This is a genomic window from Paenibacillus sp. LC231 (assembly GCF_001860525.1).
Taxonomy (GTDB): Bacteria; Bacillota; Bacilli; order Paenibacillales; family Paenibacillaceae; genus Paenibacillus_AQ.
Map to the genome: position 1 here is coordinate 262,658 of NZ_JFOM01000058.1, position 19,310 is coordinate 281,967.

At 47.7% G+C, this 19,310-nt stretch carries 21 protein-coding genes; 7 read left to right on the plus strand and 14 right to left on the minus strand.

Going from position 1 to position 19,310, the window contains the following annotated elements:
• Positions 1-93 precede the first annotated feature (93 nt).
• A complete protein-coding gene (locus AK95_RS33080; protein ID WP_071224339.1) occupies positions 94-1,023 on the plus strand; it encodes an NAD-dependent epimerase/dehydratase family protein in 930 nt (309 codons plus the stop codon).
• Positions 1,024-1,116: 93 nt separating this feature from the next.
• On the opposite strand, the gene AK95_RS33085 is transcribed toward AK95_RS33080, so the two are convergent.
• Together AK95_RS33085 and AK95_RS33090 are read right to left on the minus strand one after the other, a co-directional pair.
• Positions 1,117-2,184 carry a glycosyltransferase family 4 protein gene (locus tag AK95_RS33085; protein ID WP_071224340.1) on the minus strand — a complete coding sequence of 356 codons (1,068 nt, stop codon included), beginning with the start codon at positions 2,182-2,184 and terminating at the stop codon, positions 1,117-1,119.
• 15 nt (positions 2,185-2,199) lie between these two features.
• Positions 2,200-2,535: a hypothetical protein gene (locus tag AK95_RS33090; RefSeq protein WP_071224341.1), complete on the minus strand. Its 336-nt coding sequence runs from the start codon at positions 2,533-2,535 to the stop codon at positions 2,200-2,202.
• A gap of 188 nt (positions 2,536-2,723) precedes the next feature.
• On the opposite strand from AK95_RS33090, the gene AK95_RS33095 reads away from it, so the two are divergent.
• Positions 2,724-3,350, plus strand: coding sequence for a DUF1796 family putative cysteine peptidase (locus AK95_RS33095; RefSeq protein WP_071224342.1), 627 nt, complete (start codon positions 2,724-2,726; stop codon positions 3,348-3,350).
• A gap of 101 nt (positions 3,351-3,451) precedes the next feature.
• On the opposite strand, the gene AK95_RS34675 is transcribed toward AK95_RS33095, so the two are convergent.
• From AK95_RS34675 to AK95_RS33125, 7 genes are all read right to left on the minus strand, one after another.
• Entirely contained in the window at positions 3,452-3,616 is a 165-nt protein-coding gene (locus tag AK95_RS34675; RefSeq protein ID WP_201259465.1) for a hypothetical protein, read from the minus strand.
• 17 nt (positions 3,617-3,633) lie between these two features.
• On the minus strand, positions 3,634-4,863 hold the full coding sequence (locus tag AK95_RS33100; RefSeq protein WP_071224343.1) for a glycosyltransferase family 4 protein: 1,230 nt from the start codon (positions 4,861-4,863) through the stop codon (positions 3,634-3,636).
• 11 nt (positions 4,864-4,874) lie between these two features.
• Positions 4,875-5,588, minus strand: coding sequence for a glycosyltransferase (locus AK95_RS33105; protein ID WP_071224344.1), 714 nt, complete (start codon positions 5,586-5,588; stop codon positions 4,875-4,877).
• A gap of 302 nt (positions 5,589-5,890) precedes the next feature.
• Entirely contained in the window at positions 5,891-6,217 is a 327-nt protein-coding gene (locus AK95_RS33110; protein ID WP_071224345.1) for an AzlD domain-containing protein, read from the minus strand.
• Positions 6,208-6,942 carry an AzlC family ABC transporter permease gene (locus AK95_RS33115; RefSeq protein WP_071224346.1) on the minus strand — a complete coding sequence of 245 codons (735 nt, stop codon included), beginning with the start codon at positions 6,940-6,942 and terminating at the stop codon, positions 6,208-6,210. Before AK95_RS33115 ends, AK95_RS33110 begins: the two co-directional genes overlap by 10 nt.
• Before the next feature lie 163 nt (positions 6,943-7,105).
• Positions 7,106-8,242: a zinc-dependent alcohol dehydrogenase gene (locus tag AK95_RS33120; protein ID WP_071224347.1), complete on the minus strand. Its 1,137-nt coding sequence runs from the start codon at positions 8,240-8,242 to the stop codon at positions 7,106-7,108.
• A gap of 114 nt (positions 8,243-8,356) precedes the next feature.
• Entirely contained in the window at positions 8,357-9,274 is a 918-nt protein-coding gene (locus AK95_RS33125) for a DMT family transporter (RefSeq protein WP_071224348.1), read from the minus strand.
• 77 nt (positions 9,275-9,351) lie between these two features.
• Between AK95_RS33125 and AK95_RS33130 the strand changes: the two genes are divergently transcribed.
• Positions 9,352-10,704 carry a TrkH family potassium uptake protein gene (locus AK95_RS33130; RefSeq protein ID WP_071224349.1) on the plus strand — a complete coding sequence of 451 codons (1,353 nt, stop codon included), beginning with the start codon at positions 9,352-9,354 and terminating at the stop codon, positions 10,702-10,704.
• Positions 10,705-10,856: 152 nt separating this feature from the next.
• Here AK95_RS33130 and AK95_RS33135 read toward each other — a convergent pair whose 3' ends face one another.
• Positions 10,857-11,132, minus strand: a complete 276-nt coding sequence (locus AK95_RS33135; protein WP_071224350.1) for a hypothetical protein — start codon at positions 11,130-11,132, stop codon at positions 10,857-10,859.
• A gap of 143 nt (positions 11,133-11,275) precedes the next feature.
• Here AK95_RS33135 and AK95_RS33140 point away from each other — a divergent pair, with 143 nt between their 5' ends.
• The 4 genes from AK95_RS33140 to AK95_RS33155 all read left to right on the plus strand — a co-directional run bounded on the left by AK95_RS33140 (position 11,276) and on the right by AK95_RS33155 (position 15,672).
• Entirely contained in the window at positions 11,276-12,508 is a 1,233-nt protein-coding gene (locus AK95_RS33140) for an aminopeptidase (RefSeq protein WP_071224351.1), read from the plus strand.
• A 167-nt stretch (positions 12,509-12,675) separates the two neighbouring features.
• Positions 12,676-13,905, plus strand: a complete 1,230-nt coding sequence (locus AK95_RS33145; RefSeq protein ID WP_071224352.1) for an aminopeptidase — start codon at positions 12,676-12,678, stop codon at positions 13,903-13,905.
• Positions 13,906-14,291: 386 nt separating this feature from the next.
• On the plus strand, positions 14,292-14,882 hold the full coding sequence (locus AK95_RS33150) for an RNA polymerase sigma factor (protein WP_071224353.1): 591 nt from the start codon (positions 14,292-14,294) through the stop codon (positions 14,880-14,882).
• Entirely contained in the window at positions 14,860-15,672 is an 813-nt protein-coding gene (locus tag AK95_RS33155; protein WP_071224354.1) for a DUF4367 domain-containing protein, read from the plus strand. Before AK95_RS33150 ends, AK95_RS33155 begins: the two co-directional genes overlap by 23 nt.
• Before the next feature lie 232 nt (positions 15,673-15,904).
• On the opposite strand, the gene AK95_RS33160 is transcribed toward AK95_RS33155, so the two are convergent.
• The 4 genes from AK95_RS33160 to AK95_RS33175 form a co-directional block, all read right to left on the minus strand.
• Entirely contained in the window at positions 15,905-16,405 is a 501-nt protein-coding gene (locus tag AK95_RS33160) for a hypothetical protein (protein WP_235613281.1), read from the minus strand.
• Positions 16,406-16,564: 159 nt separating this feature from the next.
• Positions 16,565-17,884, minus strand: coding sequence for a hemolysin family protein (locus AK95_RS33165; RefSeq protein WP_071224356.1), 1,320 nt, complete (start codon positions 17,882-17,884; stop codon positions 16,565-16,567).
• A gap of 440 nt (positions 17,885-18,324) precedes the next feature.
• Positions 18,325-18,723 (minus strand): spore coat protein GerQ, encoded by a 399-nt coding sequence (gerQ, locus tag AK95_RS33170; RefSeq protein ID WP_397376706.1) that lies wholly within the window; start codon positions 18,721-18,723, stop codon positions 18,325-18,327.
• An 88-nt stretch (positions 18,724-18,811) separates the two neighbouring features.
• On the minus strand, positions 18,812-19,234 hold the full coding sequence (locus AK95_RS33175) for a cell wall hydrolase (protein ID WP_071224358.1): 423 nt from the start codon (positions 19,232-19,234) through the stop codon (positions 18,812-18,814).
• Positions 19,235-19,310 lie beyond the last annotated feature (76 nt).

The window sequence follows — 19,310 nt, forward strand, 5'->3', positions numbered from 1 at the left end:
TTCCTTCGCCCTCCCTGTCAATTGTCCAATGCATGATCCTTACGTATCACGTAGGATAAAGCATCCCAAACAAAAGGCTGGAGGGTATAAGACATGAAGATGGTTGTAACCGGAGGAGCAGGCTTTATCGGCTCCCACCTGGTGAACGGACTCGTGAATCAAGGCTATGAAGTCCATGTGATTGATAACCTCACAACCGGAGATCCAGGTCGCCTTCACAGCGAGGCGATTTTACATGTTGCCGATGTAAACAGCCAGCAGACAACGGCGTATATCTCCGTGCTGAAGCCGGACGTTGTGTTCCACTTGGCCGCACAGGCCGATGTGCAGCGGTCGATCAAGGAGCCTCGGCTTGATGCGGATGCGAATGTAATGGGCACCATCAATGTACTTGAAGCTTGCCGCAAGGCTGGAGTCCGTAAGATTGTGTTTGCTTCGACTTCTGGCGTATATGGAGATCTGGAGAAATCTCAGCTGACGGAGGATGATCCGGTTAATCCAATCTCCTTCTATGCCCTATCCAAGGTGGCAGGCGAGCAATATATCCGCTTATACCACCGCTTCTTCGGCCTGCAGTACACCATTCTTCGTTATGGGAATGTCTACGGTCCGGGTCAGACTGCGAAGGGGGAAGGCGGTGTTGTGGCGGTATTTGGTGACCGCCTGCGTCAAGGTGCTCCGTTTCATATATACGGCGATGGCGAGCAAACCCGGGACTTCATTTATGTCAAGGATGTGGTTGAAGCAAACCTCGCCTCCATTCAACACGGGGACGAGAGTGTTCTACATGTTAGCACCGGAACCGGCCATACCGTCAATTCACTCGTCGATCACATCAGCAGACTGCATTCTGACCGCATTGATGTTCACTATTTGCCCGCGAAGAACGGCGATATTCTGCACAGCTGCCTGAATAATGAGAGGACCCGGGCATTGCTGCAGTGGAGTCCGTTATTTAGCCTGGAAGAAGGCATGGAAGAAACCTACCGCCACTGGCTTCGCACATCCTCGTTTAGCCAATAAACGGCAGGCGACCAAACATAAAAGCAGCCTTATTCCTCGTTAAACCGCGGAGGCATAAGGCTGCTTTTATGCGTACATTTAACATCAAGGGGTTTACAACCCTATCGATTGAAGCAGGCCGGCAAAATTCATCGCATAGATATGCGGATTGAAATGCTGCTCGACATGTCTCTTCGCCTGGTCTCGAATCTGTTCACGAAGAACAGGTTCCTTCATGAGTTCAAGCGCTTCGGTAACGGCATGGTCAATGTTTCCGAGCACATAAAACTTGCCTGTGTAGTTATGATGAACGGAGGTGGATACCCCATCCGAATCGGTTGTCAACACCGGGCAGCGGCAGCTCATCGCCTCAAGCACCGCATAAGGTGCTCCCTCTACCTTGGAAGTGCAGCACAGAAATCCGCCTGAGTCTCCAATAATTGAATAGTAATAAGGCATCTCGGCATTAGGCACGTTGGACCGAAGGGTTAAACGATCCGACAGGCCTAATTCATCAATGAGTAATAGGAATTGCTCCCTTTCTGCCGGCTGGCTGAGCTCACTATCCTCGAACATCCACATTTGGAGATCAGGAACATGCCCCTTAAGCGCATGCCCGACATGAAGAAACTCTCGCCAATTCTTGTTATCCTCGATCCGTCCAAGCCATGCCATTACAGGGCTTGAGGGTCTCGGATAAGAATGGTACGTGAACCGTTGACTATCAAAACAATTGTTGAAATGAAACTGCGGCTTATGCGGATACAGCTCCTGGAACAGAGCGGCAATATGCGGGGTATTGGGATTGAGCAGCGCGTCAGCATATTCATTCACATATGGAACTGCCTGTGCAAGCTGCGCATGGGCAACGCTCTTGGGTCCATACCCTTGAATCTCCAGCACGAATTTCCCTTTGAACCCCAGCATTCGAAAGCGCGGGAAACTGGCGTGATCCGTCGTAACGACGATGACGTCAAAATTATTCGAATCCAAGATGTGCTTGATCTCGATGTCATTGCGGGTGACGTAGATGGGGAAGTCCGCAGCATTCTGCATGCCGGACCCCCAGTTATAATACAGGCAATGCGCCTCGATTCCGGCTAGTCGCAGTGCACGGCATCGCTGTCTGTTTAATGTCTCGACCCCCCCGCTCGGCACATAGTAGACGAACAGCACCTTCATGTCGCACCCCTCCCCTTATTCAATCACTTGAAAATCAGAATGTGAGTAGACGGCCACAAGCTGTCCCTCATTCTTGGCATGTAAGGTAACCAGCGTAGTGAACGCGTAGTTAATATTGGTCACAAGCAGAAGGCTGAATGCCATATTATGGTTCGTGATATTGGGAACATTCACTGTATTTCCAACTGCGACATGAGTCAGTCCGACATAATAGACTCCATGGGGGTGGTATCCATGTATGAGGACATCAAAATCTTCAGTTCCTGCATTGGTAATCGTTAGATCCACCGACTGGATATACCGCGCATCAATTTGACCATACTCCACTGCATCTAAACGAAAGATGGACATTTCATTCCCTCCTGGCTATGGCAGCATCATTAATATCAGGTTATGTAACTACCTCTTCGCGTGTAAGGGCATATCCATAGTGACGATCATCCAATTGTGAGTTACTTGATCCCTGGTCCAAGCCAAATCTTTCAAATTCGCATTTAATATAATGTAAGCACATCTAAAGAAAGGATCGGTGACAAGGGATGTTGAGCCTCCAAGATATCAAAGGCCCCTACCATGCGATATTCAGTTTGGGAAACAACTGTTTGCCGGGTATTGAGCTAAGAGAACACGGTTTGCGCAGATTTGCCGGACCTATCGATTGGATGGGTACTCCGGTGCTGCCTCAAATATCAAGAATGCTTCGCAATCGGTTTGAAGGCATGCTGGTGTATTCCAACTTACTCATGGTTAATCAGGCTAGTGAAGAGCTGTATAATATCTGGGATCAAGAATACGACCTCTATCTTAACCATGATTTTTATGTGCATAACAATTTCCCTCCCGATCTGCTGGGGTATCCGGATGTTAAGGTTAAATATGATCGTAGAATTGCCAGATTTCTGCAGACGTTGGGAAGCGGGGGCCGCATTCTCTTTATCCGAACCGATTCCAGCCGCGAGGATATTAAGGAATTGGTAGATTCTTTGAAACAACTATGCTACGGACCTTTCCATGTGCTCGCCGTCAATCATGAACCTGTCCAGGAAATAGAAATGTTGGATTGGAACTTAGAGCACGTTTGCGCTGTAAAAATGCCGAATGTCGATATCTGGTTCAGCAACCGCTTTCGCTGGAGTTTTCTGTTCCAGGGCATGTATTTGATCTAACTTCATAACACGAGATTCGGATCGAATCATCACATGTTCCCTTCTCAATACGACAATGGCAGACCAATATTAAAACTTGGTCTGCCATTTGACATAGGTTCTTAAACATAGTTTACCGGTTCATCCGGGAGCTTGTAATCTTTCGGAAGCGACTGAAATATTCGGTTCCAAATAACATAATCGACCAATATTTCCGGAGTGGATCTTTGATTGACAAAAATCCTGTTGTACAAATCACTCATTACGTTAAAGGCTTGCTGATTCATAAGCTACTCACTCCTTTTTACTGGGATGATTTCTGGGCGATGGCGCCGTAGTATATGTTCAGCATACGTTCGATCATAAGATCCATGGACCAATGCTTATAGGCGAACGTCTTGGCGTTATCACCCAGAAATTTTCGATAATCCTCATCTCGGAGCAGCAAATTGAGGTGCTCGGCCGTGCTTCCCGGATCTCCTACAGGGGCTAACAATCCCGTGAAACCGTGAGTTACCATTTCGGGCAATCCCCCTGCGGTCGATACGACGCTCGGGAGGCCTGCCATTTGGGCTTCCATAACCGAGTACGGCTGGTTATCTTGAATGCAAGTATGGACAAAGATATCCGATTGGCTGAGCAGCCCCGGAACGTTGTCATGCTGTCCAAGGAATAACACCTCATGCTGCAGACCCGTCCTTATGGCCTGCTCTTCCAGTTGCCCTCGCATGGCGCCATCCCCTACAATCCAGCACACCCAGTCGTTTCGCATCCGCTTGAGAATAGCAAGGGATTCAAGCAGCACATGAATCCCCTTCACGAACACCAATCTGGCCGGACAGATAATGACCTTTTTCCCAGGTGGTCGCCGATGTGACGATCCCGCTCTATATTTTGCCTGAAACGCTTCAGCGTCCAGACCATATTGAAACACCGTTATCCGATAATCAGGTACCCCGCAATCGCTCATAAGAACATTCTTGGACCATTGATTAGCCGTAATCGTTAAATCAGAGGACAAGGCCGCATGATACTCAATGGCTGGAAAATAACGCCAGGCGGGACTTCCTTCATTAACGCCTTGTGCAGGATTATTTCGAAATATGTCCTTCATCTCACGTGCGACAGAGCCGTGGATATGCGATACGAGTGGCGTGCGCTTGGGCTTTACCCTACTTAAAGAGCGTGTCGAAAAACTATCCTGTGTATGAATGATATCGTATTGCTCCAGCCCGAAATAGGCTGCCGCCAGCTCCATGCAGTAACGCTCTAGCTCATAAAAGCGTATCGCACTATGCTGATTCAAACCAGGAGCCGTCTGCGGATCAAGCTTTGCCTCCAGCATGGGCAGCAAAACTTCTTTGGCTAGTTCCTTCCTTTGGTTGACAATATGGATTTTCTTGTAATCCGGACTGTTTCCGAGCAGATCAACTTCATGACCCAGCTGTTCAAGACGTTTCTTGAGCTCCTGCATGAAGTTATATACTCCGCCAACATGAGGGAGTAGCCAATGGGTTGCCAGTAGTATTTTCATGGTATCCCCCATTATCGGCCAAGCTGAGCCAAATGCTCAAGTACATGGCGGTAATTGTTTTTCACCATCTCATATTCTGGAAGAATTCTCGCTTGATGACGGACCGTACCCATCTGGGAATGTACCCGATACATCGTAAGCATATCCGGTATGAATCCAAAAGAAGCTCCGCTCATTAACAGACGGATCCAAAGATCGAAATCATGAGTGTAGGGAAGCTGTGGATTAAATAGACCTACCCGGTGAAGCCAGTCTTTCTTCATAATGACCGTGCAGCCGTTAATCGGATTGGAATACGTGAGCTGACGGGCCAAATCTGCATGAGACGCCATGGGAATCCCTTCGTGCGGCGTTGTCACCCGGTTGTGCTCATCAATGACGCAAAAACCGGTATACGTGACATCGAGTCCGCTGCTCAGCATATACGACATCTGCCGCTCAATCTTTTGGGGGACATAACGATCATCCGAACTGAGCCAGGCAATATAATCACCGGAAGCATGCAAAATGCCATGATTCAAGGCGCTGGCCGTTCCGCCGTTACTCTTGCCCATATAGTAGACTCTGTTCATGTAGGGTGCGATCAGATGTGAATATTGAGTTGACCCATCATCTACGACAATGATTTCTACGGCAGGGTACGTTTGTTGTACCGCACTTTCCAATGCTTGCTGTATATACTGGCAGTTATAGAAAGGTATGACTATCGTAACCGTCGGCATCATCCCCTGTCTCCTCCTTCTGCCTAACTTGATATATGATCTCAATACATATCATGGGTTAGTACACCATATGCAGTGCACTCGCATTCCGAAAGGGACCCCTGTCCCCTGACATTTGACCAAATAACAGGCAGACGGCTTTTATAGGATGAACGTTAGGAACAGCTTCTTGTACATCGTGCGCCCCCCTCACTGCACACACAGTACATGGTCCAGCATGCCGGGAGGGCTGTCGACCACATAAAACAAGCTGTCCTCCCGCTTGTCAGCTGGGAGAACAGCTTCTGAAACCATGCGATATTAAATTAGAAAAACAAGCGGAGCCCCACCAAAGTCAGGATCCCGACAATGACGGTGGCAAACAGGCTTTTTGTGAGAAAAGCGGTTAGGAAAGCGGGCACGGCTGCAATCAATTCTAGTGAATGCCCCCCTGGATCTACACGTCCATCCGATAACAGCAGCTCCTGAGCTAGCAGTGCTCCCATGACGGCAATCGGGACATGATCTAACCACCGGATCATCGTCTCGGGAATGCGGAGCTTGCTCAGAATCATAAGCGGCAGAACCCTTGGAATGAGGGTTACGACAGCACAACCGATAATCAATATTGCGATAGGCCATCTTATTTCCATCGTTCGATCACCATCCCTGCAGTAGCCGCAACCACAATCGCGACTATGACCGCCGCGCTTCCCGGCATAATTGTACTGACAGCTACCACGGAAACGGCGGCAATCATAACCACCATGAAATCCAGTTTATACTTCTTGCGGCTGATCCATTGCAGAGCAAGCAATCCGATAAACATCCCCGGCAATGCAAAATCAAGGCCAAACTTCTCCGGCTCGGGAATCCACTCCCCGACTAAACCGCCTGCTACATTGGCTGCGCACCAGAACAGATACGCCGTAATATTCAGGCCGACCATCCATTTATAGCCGAGTTTTTTCTGCTCGGTGGCCTTGGCTGCCGCTACACCAAATGTCTCGTCGGTTAACAGGGAACCGATGAAGAAGCTTTTGCCCGAAGAAAGACCTTTAAAGTAAGGAGCAAGCGCTGCGCTTAACAGCAGATGCCTCGCATTCACGAAAAATATCGTAACTATGATCGATAGGATCGGGCTAGCAGCCGCTATCATCCCTGCCGCAATAAATTGCCCGGAGCCCGCATAGAGCAGCAGCGAAATGAGCGCGATTTCGAGCAGGGTGAAACCTGCGGTGCGCTGGACAACACCTGCCGCAAAGCCGATGCTTAGGTAGCCCAGGAGGGTTGGAATACAATCTTTGAAGCCTTGAAGATAGGTGTTTCCCTGGTTCCCCTCCATACTAGCGGGGAGCCGTTCTGTCTTGATGCTCATCTGTGTTCGATTCCTCTCTCACTCTACAATTCTATTTTTTAATTACTATGAATTCTTCCTGCTGCCTTGTCAACGCTGTTACACCATTTTCTCATCAAAAAAAGCGCCCCAGGAATGCTGCTCATTCGCCAGGAACGCTTTTTCATTCAGTTTATTTAGCTGCTTAAGGCTTTAAGATGACTTTGATACAGCCATCCTTCCGCTCATTGAAGATATCGTAGCCATGGGCAGCCTTCTCCATCGGAAGCCGGTGTGTGATGATATCCGAAGGGTCCACAGTTCCTTCTTTCAACATTTGATAAAGGCGCGGCATGTAATGAATGACCGGTGCCAGCCCCATTTTTAACGTTATGTTGCGTTCGAACAGTTCTCCAAGCGGAAAGGCATTATAAACAAGCCCGTATACGCCAGTTAGCTGGATGGTCCCATATTTGCGAACCATAGACACAGCCATGCGGAAAGCACCCAAGGAGCCTCCCTGCAGCTTCAGCATGCTGCCCAGCATTTCAGCAGGGGTCCGTTTGGCATCCAGACCAACACAATCAATGACAACATCTGCGCCTCCTTTGGTGATCTCTCGGATATAACTCTCCATTTCGGGGATCTTCTCAAAATTGTAAATCTCCACGTGATTGGTTCGTTTCGCATGCGCGAGCCTGTAATCCACATGATCGATCGCAATCACCCGCTTCGCGCCCTTTAACCAGGCAAACTTTTGCGTTAGCAGTCCAATGGGACCACAGCCCAGAACAACCACGACATCGCCTGGTTTAACCCCTCCGTTCTCCACGCTCCAGATGGCTGTGGGCAGCGCATCGGAGAGCATGAGCAGCTTCTCATCTTCCATCTCGGCGCTCTCAGGTATAACAAAGGGCATGGAATTTCCGTAAGGAACCCGCAAAAGCTCTGCTTGCGCACCTTGAAAACCGCCGTACGCGTCACTATATCCAAAAAAACCGCCGGTATTCTTGCCCTCATTCGCATAATCGCATTGGCTCTCCATGTGATTCTGACAAAACAGGCATTTTCCGCAAGATACAATAAAAGGAATGATCACACGGTCTCCCACTTTGACCCTGCTTACTTCAGGACCTGCGTCCACCACGATTCCCATCGGCTCATGGCCGATAATGTAATCATCGTTCAGCTGTTTTAATCCTCCGTTGTATAAATGCAAATCCGATCCGCAGATGGCCGTGGTGGTGACTCGAATCAGGACATCGTCGCTGTGCTGTAGAACGGCGTCCTTCATATCCTTTACTTGGATCCGATGTCTGCCTTGATAAGTGACTGCTTTCACGCTCGAAACCCCTTCTAGAGTCGATATCCATTTTTGTAAGGATTTGACTTTTTTAGGTTCAGTGTGCGCCATTTCAACCAGAACTACTCCGGTAAAGCAAAAATAAAGCGAAGTTCACCCCAGCGCTTCGGGTTGAAGGTCTACAGGCTGCTTTTTCGATTTCCCGACTTTCAAGAATAATACCAGCCCTAACAGCACGAGCGCCCCCCCTGCCGCCTGCAGGGAGTTCATCGACTCATTCAGCAGGAGAAAAGCCAGTAAACTCGCTCCAACCGGCTCTCCAAGAACGCTCATCGATACGGTGGAGGCTGTGGCATACTTCATCAGCCAATTGAATAATAGATGGCCGAATACCGTTGGCACGACAGCCAATAAAGCAAATATTCCCCACTCTCGTCCGGAATACCCCGTCATCGGAATGTTCATTCCCATGTTATACACCGCCAATACGGACGCCGCTACTGCAAAGACAAGCCAGCTGTATAAGAATGAAGGCAGACGCCGCAGCAGCAATTGACCCAGCAGCATATGCACGGCGACCGCAGCCGTCCCCAGCAGAGACATGATATCACCAGTCAAATGCCCCTTGCTCCCACTGAGCCCGCTGCTCCCAATGAGAAGGAATACACCGAGGAAAGCGATCGCCATGCCGCCGATTGCCGCCAGCGATGTTTTCTCCTTAAACCAGAAGTAAGCGCCTATCATCACAAACACCGGCTGAAGAGCAAGGATAATCGTGGAGCTGGCTACACTCGTCCACTTCAAGGAGCCCATCCATAACAAAAAGTGCAGGGCCAGCATCGAACCGGACAGAAGAAGCAGCAGCAGTTCAGAACGCTTCAACGATTTGATAGCCGGCGCATATTTGCCCGCGAAGGGCAGCATGATCAGGAACGTAATCACCAGTCTGTACATCGCTTGAATGGATACGGGACTGGTAGACCATTTGACGAATATGGAGGAAAAAGAAATAGCGATGATGCCGATAAACAGAGGGATAAATACAGGGATCGGTGCTCGGTTCGAATTCATGATGGTTAAATGATTCACCTTTCGTGTTATATTAGAGAATGATTTCAAAATTAAACTTTCGGAAAAGGATAATTGGCATGAAAAAGAAAGACCTTCGCAACCAAATGACCCCTCCCAAATTTCTGGCAATCGGCTTTGCTTCGATTACACTGATTGGGACGTTCCTGCTCAAACTTCCCATTGCTACGGCGGACGGAACTTCTACCCCAATCGTAGATGCTCTCTTCACAGCGGTTTCCGCCATCAGTGTAACGGGTTTAACCGTTGTGGATACAGGTACCCATTGGTCCATATTTGGACAAATTGTCATGCTCATGCTCGTTCAGCTTGGCGGATTGGGCTTTATGACCTCAGCCACCTGGATTGCATTGATGTTCAACCGCAGAATCTCGCTTCGGGAGCGCATGATCCTTCAGGAAGCAATGGGACAATACCAAATTCAAGGGATTGTAGACCTCATCCGAAGAGTGCTCGTCTATACGCTGATCATAGAAGGGGCAGGCGCATTATTGCTGACGCTCAGGTTCTCTGCCATCATGCCGCTTTCCGATGCGGCTTACTTCGGCATATTCCAGAGTATTTCCATTTTCAACAATGCAGGCTTTGACCTCTTTGGCCAAATTCACGGACCCTTCTCAGGATTTGCAACCTATGTAGCGGATCCTTTTGTCAATATTATTCTCATGCTTTTGATCTTCCTTGGAGGAGTCGGCTTTATCGTCATTTTTGATCTTATTGAATATCCGAAATGCAAGAAACTGTCTCTTCACTCCAAGGTTGTATTAACCGTAACGTCACTATTAATCGTAATTGGGGCTGTCATGATCTTTATTCTGGAGCATGGCAATCCCAAAACATTAGGGCCGCTTTCATACCCTGTAAAAATCATGGCTTCCTTATTCCAATCGATCACTCCCCGTTCCGGTGGCGTCAGCACCTTGGATATCGCGAGTCTGGAGCAATCCTCCCAGTTCTTCATGATTCTCCTGATGTTTATCGGGGCAGCTCCCGGATCAACGGGAGGCGGAATTAAAGTGACTACTTTCGCCGTACTCATCGGTGCCGTCGTTACGATGATCCAGGGAAAACGGGATGTTGTTCTCTATCGCAATCGAATCTCCCAAGCACTGGTTTACCGTTCCATTACACTAACGATTCTTTCGTTGCTGCTATTGGTGGGAGCTTCCATGTTTCTGTCCATTACGGAATCTGGCGAATTCTTAAGAATTCTGTTCGAAGCCGTATCCGCGTTCGGTACAGCCGGGTTATCCATGGGACTTACAACCGAGCTGTCCGGGGTTGGCAAGGTGACCATTGCCTTGCTCATGTTCCTTGGCCGGTTAGGTCCGCTAACCCTTGCTTATGCGCTTAGCCGCAAGAATAATAAAGAACTGTACCGCCATCCGGAAGGCCGGATTACGATTGGTTAATTGTACTCCTCCCCTGTCGGAACATTTCTTGCGATTATCGAATGTGCTCAGCTTACCTGAAAGCTTATACAATCTTAAACAAACCGTACACTTCCCCCTTCCATGGGAGGCGTACGGTTTGTTTCATTGGAATATATTTCTAAAATTGTCTCTTATTCACCGAACTCACTGGCATCGATGGCAGCATCCAGCAAGTCATCAAACAATTCGTTGTCGGCTTCAATCCGCTCGTCAATCTGAAGAAACTGCTCCTCGATTCCAGGCTCGCCAGCGAAGTTCAAGCTATAGTCCCAGTCCCGGCCATTCTTGCTCAGGAAAGTGATCTCGTAGGCTGATGCATGTCCATCTATAGAAAATACGGTATATCCTACGAACTGATCGCTATCATCCCGCTTCATATCCGCACGCTCGATTCGGACTTCTGACACGTTTTCACGCTCCTTCTTTACGTTGTAAAGCACTCACAAGACTCAGTATATCACTTTTCGTGGCAGCTGATTATTGTTTTTCTTATACGCCTTGATCTAGTATAATATGGGTTGGTAAATTAAATTGCATTGGAGGGTACCAAATGTCCGATTTCAATACATACTTGGACAAATATGCCGAGTTGGCTGTAAAGGTTGGAGTTAACATACAAGAAGGACAAACCTTAGTGGTTCATGCTCCTGTGGATTCCGCCGAATTTACTCGCTTGATTGCCAAAAAGGCATACGAAGCGGGTGCCCGCCTGGTTAAGATCCTGTGGACCGACGAAACGATAACAAGACTTCAATTCGAAAAAGCTGCGGATGACGTCTTTACCGAGGCGCCGAAATGGTATGCCGGCGAAATGACGGAATTGGTGGAGAACGGCGCAGCCATTCTGCACGTGCTTGCCGAAAATCCCGACCTGCTCAGCGGCATTGATTCCGAGCGTATCGGAAACTTCTATAAAGCGCGCGGTGAAGCATTGAAGACCTATCGCGCTTATCAGCAGTCCGACAAGTTTAGCTGGTGTCTGATCGCTGTGCCTTCAGCAGCTTGGGCAGCCAAGGTGTTCCCGGATGTGCCGGAATCCGAACAAGTCGGCAAATTGTGGGATGCCATCTTCCACACCGTGCGTGTGGATCAGGATAACCCGGTTGAAGCCTGGAACAAGCACCTCGAAGTGCTTGAAGCGAAATCCACCGTATTGAACGCTAAGAAATACAAGAAACTCCACTATATCGCACCGGGAACCGATCTTACCATCGAGCTGCCGGAAGGGCATATTTGGGCGCAAGGCGACAGCATCAACGAACGCGGACATTCCTTTGTGGCTAACATGCCAACAGAAGAGGTATTTACCGCTCCGCTCAAAACAGGCGTCAACGGAACCGTACACAGTACGAAGCCTTTGAGTTATGCCGGAAACATCGTGAACAATTTCTCCCTTACTTTTGAAGAAGGTAAAGTGGTCAGCTTCACGGCAGAGCAAGGTTATGAAACCCTTGAGCGTCTCCTGAACATGGATGAAGGTGCCCGTTATCTTGGAGAAGTGGCGCTGGTGCCGCATCAATCCCCGATCTCGGAGTCCAACATCCTGTATTACAATACGTTGTTTGATGAGAATGCCTCCAACCACCTTGCACTCGGCAGCGCTTATGCTTTCTGCTTGGAAGGCGGAAAAGATATGAATCAGGAGCAATTGATTCAAAGCGGTCTCAATACGAGTGTAACCCATGTTGATTTCATGATCGGCTCCGGCGACATGGATATTTACGGAGTGACGGCGGATGGCAAGGAAGAACCGGTATTCCTGAAAGGAAACTGGGCATTTTAAGAAACGGGACAGCATAAAGCAGCTATTTCATATGAAGTAGCTGCTTTCTTGAACTTTTCCGGCCTTTAATTGACCCGAGGTTGATTTACAAACGGAAAAATTGTGTCATAATCAAGAAAGCGCATCAAATTACTTATTGATAGCATAAAGGAATTGGAGGGGCTCTCATGTCCAGCTTTGAACAAAAAATGGAACGCTACGCGGAGCTTGCAGTCAAGGTGGGTGCTAATGTGCAGCCGGGACAAACGCTCGTCGTTAACGCGATGATCGATGCTGCACCGTTGGTGCGTCTTATCGTGAAGAAAGCTTATGAAACGGGTGCCAAGCAAGTAAAGGTGAACTATAGTGATGAGGTTGTGAACCGGATAAGGTACGATCTGGCACCAGACGAAGCTTTTCTGGAGCCGCCGACACATTATGCGGAGGAAGTAACCGAGCTTGCCGAGCAAGGGGCTGCTTTCTTGACCATTCTCTCCTCGAACCCTGATCTGCTTAAAGGCGTTGATCCGGAGCGTATTTCCAATTATCAGCGTACATATGGCGCCGCTATGGCGAAATACCGGCAATATCAGCAAGCCGATAAAATGAGCTGGACCGGAATTGCCTATGCTTCCCCTGATTGGGCTGCCAAGGTGTTCCCTGACGTTCCGGCCGAGCAGCAGGTGGATAAAATGTGGGATGCGATATTCCACGCGGTCCGCGCGGATCTCGATGATCCCATTGGTGCATGGGAAGAGCATATCACGACCCTCCAGCACAAATCGGATGAGCTCAATGCCAAGAAATATCATAAGCTCCGCTTCACTTCACCAGGGACGGATCTTACGATCGAGCTTCCGGAGGGACATATCTGGGCCCAAGCGGGCAGTCACAACGAGAAGGGCGAGCGTTTCGTTGCCAACATTCCGACGGAGGAAGTGTTCACCGCTCCGCTCAAAACCGGTGTGAACGGCACCGTACGCAGCACGAAGCCTTTGAGCTACGGCGGCAACATCATCGACAATTTCTCGATCACGTTCGAAAATGGCCGCATCGTCGATTTCTCCGCGGAACAAGGCGAAGATACCTTAACCCGCCTGATCTCCATGGATGAAGGCTCGCATTATCTTGGCGAGGTTGCCCTTGTTCCTTATCGCTCCCCGATCTCGGAAAGCGGTATTTTGTATTACAACACACTGTTTGACGAAAATGCCTCCTGTCACCTGGCCATCGGCAGCGCGTATGCCTTTAACCTTGAGGGCGGCAAGACCATGACGTCCGAACAGCTTCAAGCTAGCGGTCTGAACACCAGCATTACCCACGTTGACTTCATGATGGGCTCCAAAGAGCTTAATATTACCGGAATCACTCATGATGGCACGGAGGAGCCTGTATTCATCGATGGCAATTGGGCCTAAACCGCTACAATTTCGTTATCTGCTGGATAAGCACATCCGATAATAAGATCGAAAATATGCAACAGAGCAGTCTTTTAATCAGAGGCTGCTCTGTTTTTTTCATAATGGACCTTCTAGCCCCTTCCCTTCCCGATGCAACTTCAACCCTATTTCGATTAATACCGATAGAATCCCGAGCATATGATGAAGAGATGGACGCGTATCTAAGATTGCCATGTAAACTCATACGCTAATGTGCTTCAACCACATGACTTCATAAGAATCTACCCGTTCCCGGGAACAGTCTTTAGAGTCGGCTGTTATTAGAATTAATAGGGCTTTTTCACCCGATATGTTGTAAAATGATGAGAGAAATAGGATGGTTACACCAGAGAGGGGATTATCGCGTGTCCAACCGATTACAGCTCCTCCTTGCAGCAGATTTCGCTGATCTGAGCGAACCTATTCAGGAAGAAGTCTATTATGAATTTTATGACCTCGTTTATGGACAGATACTGTATGTCGTACGGGATCATGCTGCTGTTGAGGATATCATTCAGGAGTCCTTTATAAAAGTGATTACAAGTAAGCCGAATTTTGAAACCGAAAGCAAGATGCGGGGATGGCTCCGTGTCGTCGCCAAAAACTCAACCATGAATTATTTAAGAAAAAATAAAAAATACCGTAACCAAGTGGATGTCGAGAGTGTTTTTATTAATGAAGACGACGTGGTAGTTTCTTCCACGAACGTCGAACATCAGGTGGAGTCAAATATGCTGGAGGAATCCATCGAGCATTATCTCGACCAATTGAAGCCTGAATACAAGCTATTGATTGAGTACCGTTGGAAGCATAGTCTGACGTACAAGGAAATCGCGGAGCTGCTGAATACTCGCGAAGAGATCGTGAAGCAGCGCTTGTTCCGAGCCAGAGAATCCGTAAAGAAAATGCTGTATAGAGAGTGGGGTGAATTGGATGAGCAACGAAAAATACGATGATTGGTTTGATGAGGCGTTTGACGAAGCCTTTGATCGTGCAGCTTCACGTTCCTCACTCCCTACTGACATTGAATCCAAACGACAATCCTGGCAGCAGGTTCAGCAGCAAATCAAACAGGTACACAAAAAGAAACAGCGTCGACGCAATTTTCAGTTAGCCGGAGTCATCGCAGCATCGATGGCCTTTGGTGCATTGATATTCTCTCCTTCCACTGTAACTCAAGCGGTAACACCGGTTTATCAGGAGATCAAGGATTGGGGAAATGGTGTGGTGACCCAAATTTTCGGTATGCGAGAGCCTGTTGATAAGAGCAAGGCATTAACGGCTCCCCCACCGGAGCAGGGAATAGAGCCCGAAGGGTATGTACCGCCAGCTCAATTAGTGGAAACCGAATATATTACTTTCACAGATAAGGATGAATCTCTGACAGAATCGCAAAAACGCGCACCATTTAAAATACCAAAAATCAATTATCTTCCGGAAGATTACAAATTCTATGAGGCTACAGCATTAATAACGGATGAAAATCCGGCTTTTGAAGAGCTTCATCTTCATTATAAAAATTCGGAAGAAAAGTTTTTCCATATTGATCTTATCGGGATGACACTTGGTAAAATGATCAATCTCAATGGGGATATTAAGAAGACGATTATTCTTGAATCCGGAGCAAAAGCCTATTTAACCGAGACTAACCTTCGCTTCTTATACGATAATGATCAAGTGATTGTATCCATTAGCGGCTTCTTCACAGAAGAAGAATTCATAAAAATTGCAAACAGCATACAATGATTTTTTAGATGATCTAAAAAAGAACAGGTTGTTCCCAATAAAATGGTTGAAGACAGGCTTAAGGGCTGGTCTTCGACCTTTTTGTTCCATGGCTGCCACACAGATCAGCAGATGACGGGCCAGCAATGGGTGAAACGATTCCTGTACGGAGCGTCTTTCTACGCAAAAAAAGAGGGTGCCCTGCAAGATCTAGGATCTTGCGAGGCACTCCCTTCATAAATCCATATTCGTATTATTGTGCCACCAATATCGAGCTCGTGTGATAAGTTCCTTCTTCATATGTACCGCTTTCTTTGACCCAGTGAATCGTCTTGGCCCGATAATAATAACCCGTCTGCACACTAAAAGTTTTGCTTCCGCTCAGAGAGGCCCTACTTGTTCCGTTATCGTATGAAGCTCCCGAATCAACCCAAGCGGAGCCCGTCCAGCGTTGAAGAACATAATTGATTCCCAGAGAATCTACAGCTTGAGAAGCACTGGTAGTGGCGCTAATCCCTACTTGAGTACTGCTTACTTTCCCTATCGAAGAAAAATAATCCATCAAATATTTATTGGCTAACGTGTTGAGAGAAGAATTCAGGTTCATTTCCACCGGAGGCGGAGTCGTTAACGCACCGGGTGCAATGTCTGTAGCCGAATCCGCGTAAGCCCCTCCTGCCAGAGATAAGCTTAATAGAACACTGACTGCAACCGCTGAAGCTATACGTTTAGGACTGCGTACTTTTGACATCATATCACCTTTCTTTCAATGTAATAGGAACATCCATATTTTAACACGCAGTGACAGAACAAAAGTATCTAATTCTTCATGGATTGATATATTTTTTGAAACTTTTCTGCAAATAAAAAGAAGCCTCGACATATTATGTCGAGGCTTCTTCTAATTTCCAGTTTACGCACCTGCTTCTTCCTGAATCAGCTGCTGCTGCTGCCTGATCAGACGAATCCGCGAGATCCGTTTATTCTCGGTCTCCTCAATCACAAAGCGATAATCCTCATACATGACAGATTGACCTTTGTGTGGGAGCAGCACCTCAAGACGCGAGGACAGCCATCCACCGATCGTATCATAGTCTTCTGTATCCACGTTCAGACCAAATTGGTCATTAATTTCATCGATCAGCATCAATCCATCAATGGAGTATTCATCCTCCCCCACCTTTTCAATGCCCGGACGCTCTTCGTCAAACTCATCTTGAATTTCACCGACGATTTCTTCCATGATGTCCTCCAGGGTTACGAGTCCTGAAGTCCCGCCGTATTCATCAATTAGAATGGCAATTTGCGTCTTGCTCCGCTGCATTCTTCGCAGCAGATCGCTGATCTTGATCGACTCAGGAACAGCAATGATCGGGCGAATCAAGGAAAGCTGGTCGCGAACGAAGCCGCGCATCAGATCTTTAATGTGAATAAAGCCAATGATATGATCCTTGTCTTCGTCACAAATCGGATAACGGGTTCGCATCCCCTCGCTTGCGATCTTTAGATTTTCTTCCAATGAAAGATTGTTGTATAAGCAGATCATTTCTGTTCTTGGGATCATGATCTCCCTTGCTGTCGTATCAGCAAATTCAAAAATGTTATCTACCAACACCATATCCGTGCTATCCATCAGGCCACTCTCACTGCTCTCTTTCATCATATCCCGCAGTTCTTCCTCGGTATGAACATTCCGTTCAACCACCGGTTGCATCTGGAATAGACGGAGAACATTATTGGAGAGCCCATTGGCAAACCAGATAAACGGGAACATCATCGTGTAAAACACCCGCAGTGGGCCTGCTGATAGCAGCGCAATTTGTTCCGCCTTACGAACAGCCACCGTCTTGGGCGCCAATGCACCAAATACAATGTGCATAAGTGCAATCAGGATGAAGGCAATTACCAAGGACACGACATGAACGGCTGTATTGCTCCAGCCTATGCCATGAAACCAAGGCGTAATCATGGCGGATATCGTTCTTTCGCCAATCCATCCGAGTCCAATGGACACGATGGTAATACCAAACTGGCATGCGGATATATATCCGTCCAGGTTCTTCAGTATGTTCTGCGCAAATTTTGCACGTCTATGTCCTTCTTCGACCAGAGCGTCAATACGGCTGCTTTTCACTTTAACGAAAGCTAATTCTGCCGATACAAAAAATCCATTTAACAGGACGAGAATCAATACCAAGGTTAAACTTATCAAGCTCGGTAAGGGGTCACTCAATCGATCTCCTATCCGCCATACAGCATGCTATGACGAATAGGAACACCTCCTTCGGTTATTAAAAATGTGTGGTGCCATCAAGCATAACAGCGTGTTCGGACTACGCATCAACTTCCCAATGGTCTCATCTCCTTGTCTTATTCCGACTTAATCAAGCTATATAATTAATTATATAGTACTACGATACACAGTCAAACGTTGTCTTATGACATTAATCAGCGTTGTTATAAGCTTTAATTTGATTCTCAGCCGTTAGCACTCGTTTTTCAATGAATTGATATATTCTATGAATAAACATTCAAAATGTTAATAGAATACGATGAATCCGCACGCGTTGGATGGAATAAATCGCATGACATTGAATATTTCAAAGTATAACATAAAGAAATAACCCTCGTTTACGCCTGAGTAAACGAGGGTTTTTTATGCAATCGGATCGATTATCTAGCCGTTGGTGGCGGATTGCCGATAACACCTGGATATTGATAATGAAGCGGCTCGTCGAACACGACATAATCCAGGTTTACCATCAGCAGGATGATACGGCGGCCTGTCGACCGTTCGCTGATAATGATATGATCGCGTCCAGCAGCTTCGACCACACCTGTGAACACCTTGGCATTCCATTGCGAATTGTTTTCATATGTCATGTAGAAGGTTCCCTGTTTGCCCAGATTCAGTCGTAGAATATTCTCTACATAGGATTGTTCGAATTGCGGGGCGGGAACAACGGTGCCTCCTGGAGTCATTGGGCTTCCGCTAGGCACCTGCGGTGGAACGTTCGCCGTATAACCAGCCGTCCCGCGGTTCGGCACTCCCGGATAACGGACTCCATTCATGAAGTTCACAGGTGGCACACCTTGATTGTACATAAGTAATTTCCTCCTTTAATTTATAACTCCCGCCTAAGCGGTTGTATAACATGAATCAAAAAACGGACGGGCAATCGGCATATGTCGGGGTGAAGAAACAGTGTGCTTTGAATCGGCCTGTGTTCTGCTGATTGTACCAGGTTGCCGGGCAATCTCCTGCCGGGCGGAAAAACCACAGCGCGTTGCTAGCCGGCCATATGCGTTCCCCATTAATCAATCTTCGGGCAAGCTGACGGTCCCGATCCCTGGCTCGTTGATAAAAATAGCCTTTCTGTGTTGCTTCAAAACCACCCGGGCTCTGAAAAACCATATCGTTCATGTTGCGGATGTTTCGAAAATCCAGGCAGTTGCCCAATATCCGGTTCACCCCGACATTCCCGACCATGAGCATGCCCTGCTCACCTTCGCCTTCTGCCTCTGCGCGGATCAATCTTGCCAGAAGATCCACATCATTCGAATTCGCTTTGATGACTGCCACAGAGTTCCCCTCGCTTCCTTAAGATCACTTTGTATTTGTATGTGCATTCGCCCATAAATGTGACTATGTGAAGAGA

Coding starts and splice junctions, on each gene's coding strand:
- AK95_RS33080 (WP_071224339.1), top strand. CDS start 94: ATGAAGATGGTTGTAACCGGAGGAGCAGGCTTTATCGGCTCCCACCTG.
- AK95_RS33085 (WP_071224340.1), bottom strand. CDS start 2,184: ATGAAGGTGCTGTTCGTCTACTATGTGCCGAGCGGGGGGGTCGAGACA.
- AK95_RS33090 (WP_071224341.1), bottom strand. CDS start 2,535: ATGTCCATCTTTCGTTTAGATGCAGTGGAGTATGGTCAAATTGATGCG.
- AK95_RS33095 (WP_071224342.1), top strand. CDS start 2,724: ATGTTGAGCCTCCAAGATATCAAAGGCCCCTACCATGCGATATTCAGT.
- AK95_RS34675 (WP_201259465.1), bottom strand. CDS start 3,616: ATGAATCAGCAAGCCTTTAACGTAATGAGTGATTTGTACAACAGGATT.
- AK95_RS33100 (WP_071224343.1), bottom strand. CDS start 4,863: ATGAAAATACTACTGGCAACCCATTGGCTACTCCCTCATGTTGGCGGA.
- AK95_RS33105 (WP_071224344.1), bottom strand. CDS start 5,588: ATGATGCCGACGGTTACGATAGTCATACCTTTCTATAACTGCCAGTAT.
- AK95_RS33110 (WP_071224345.1), bottom strand. CDS start 6,217: ATGGAAATAAGATGGCCTATCGCAATATTGATTATCGGTTGTGCTGTC.
- AK95_RS33115 (WP_071224346.1), bottom strand. CDS start 6,942: ATGAGCATCAAGACAGAACGGCTCCCCGCTAGTATGGAGGGGAACCAG.
- AK95_RS33125 (WP_071224348.1), bottom strand. CDS start 9,274: ATGAATTCGAACCGAGCACCGATCCCTGTATTTATCCCTCTGTTTATC.
- AK95_RS33130 (WP_071224349.1), top strand. CDS start 9,352: ATGAAAAAGAAAGACCTTCGCAACCAAATGACCCCTCCCAAATTTCTG.
- AK95_RS33140 (WP_071224351.1), top strand. CDS start 11,276: ATGTCCGATTTCAATACATACTTGGACAAATATGCCGAGTTGGCTGTA.
- AK95_RS33145 (WP_071224352.1), top strand. CDS start 12,676: ATGTCCAGCTTTGAACAAAAAATGGAACGCTACGCGGAGCTTGCAGTC.
- AK95_RS33155 (WP_071224354.1), top strand. CDS start 14,860: ATGAGCAACGAAAAATACGATGATTGGTTTGATGAGGCGTTTGACGAA.
- AK95_RS33160 (WP_235613281.1), bottom strand. CDS start 16,405: ATGATGTCAAAAGTACGCAGTCCTAAACGTATAGCTTCAGCGGTTGCA.
- gerQ (WP_397376706.1), bottom strand. CDS start 18,723: ATGAATGGAGTCCGTTATCCGGGAGTGCCGAACCGCGGGACGGCTGGT.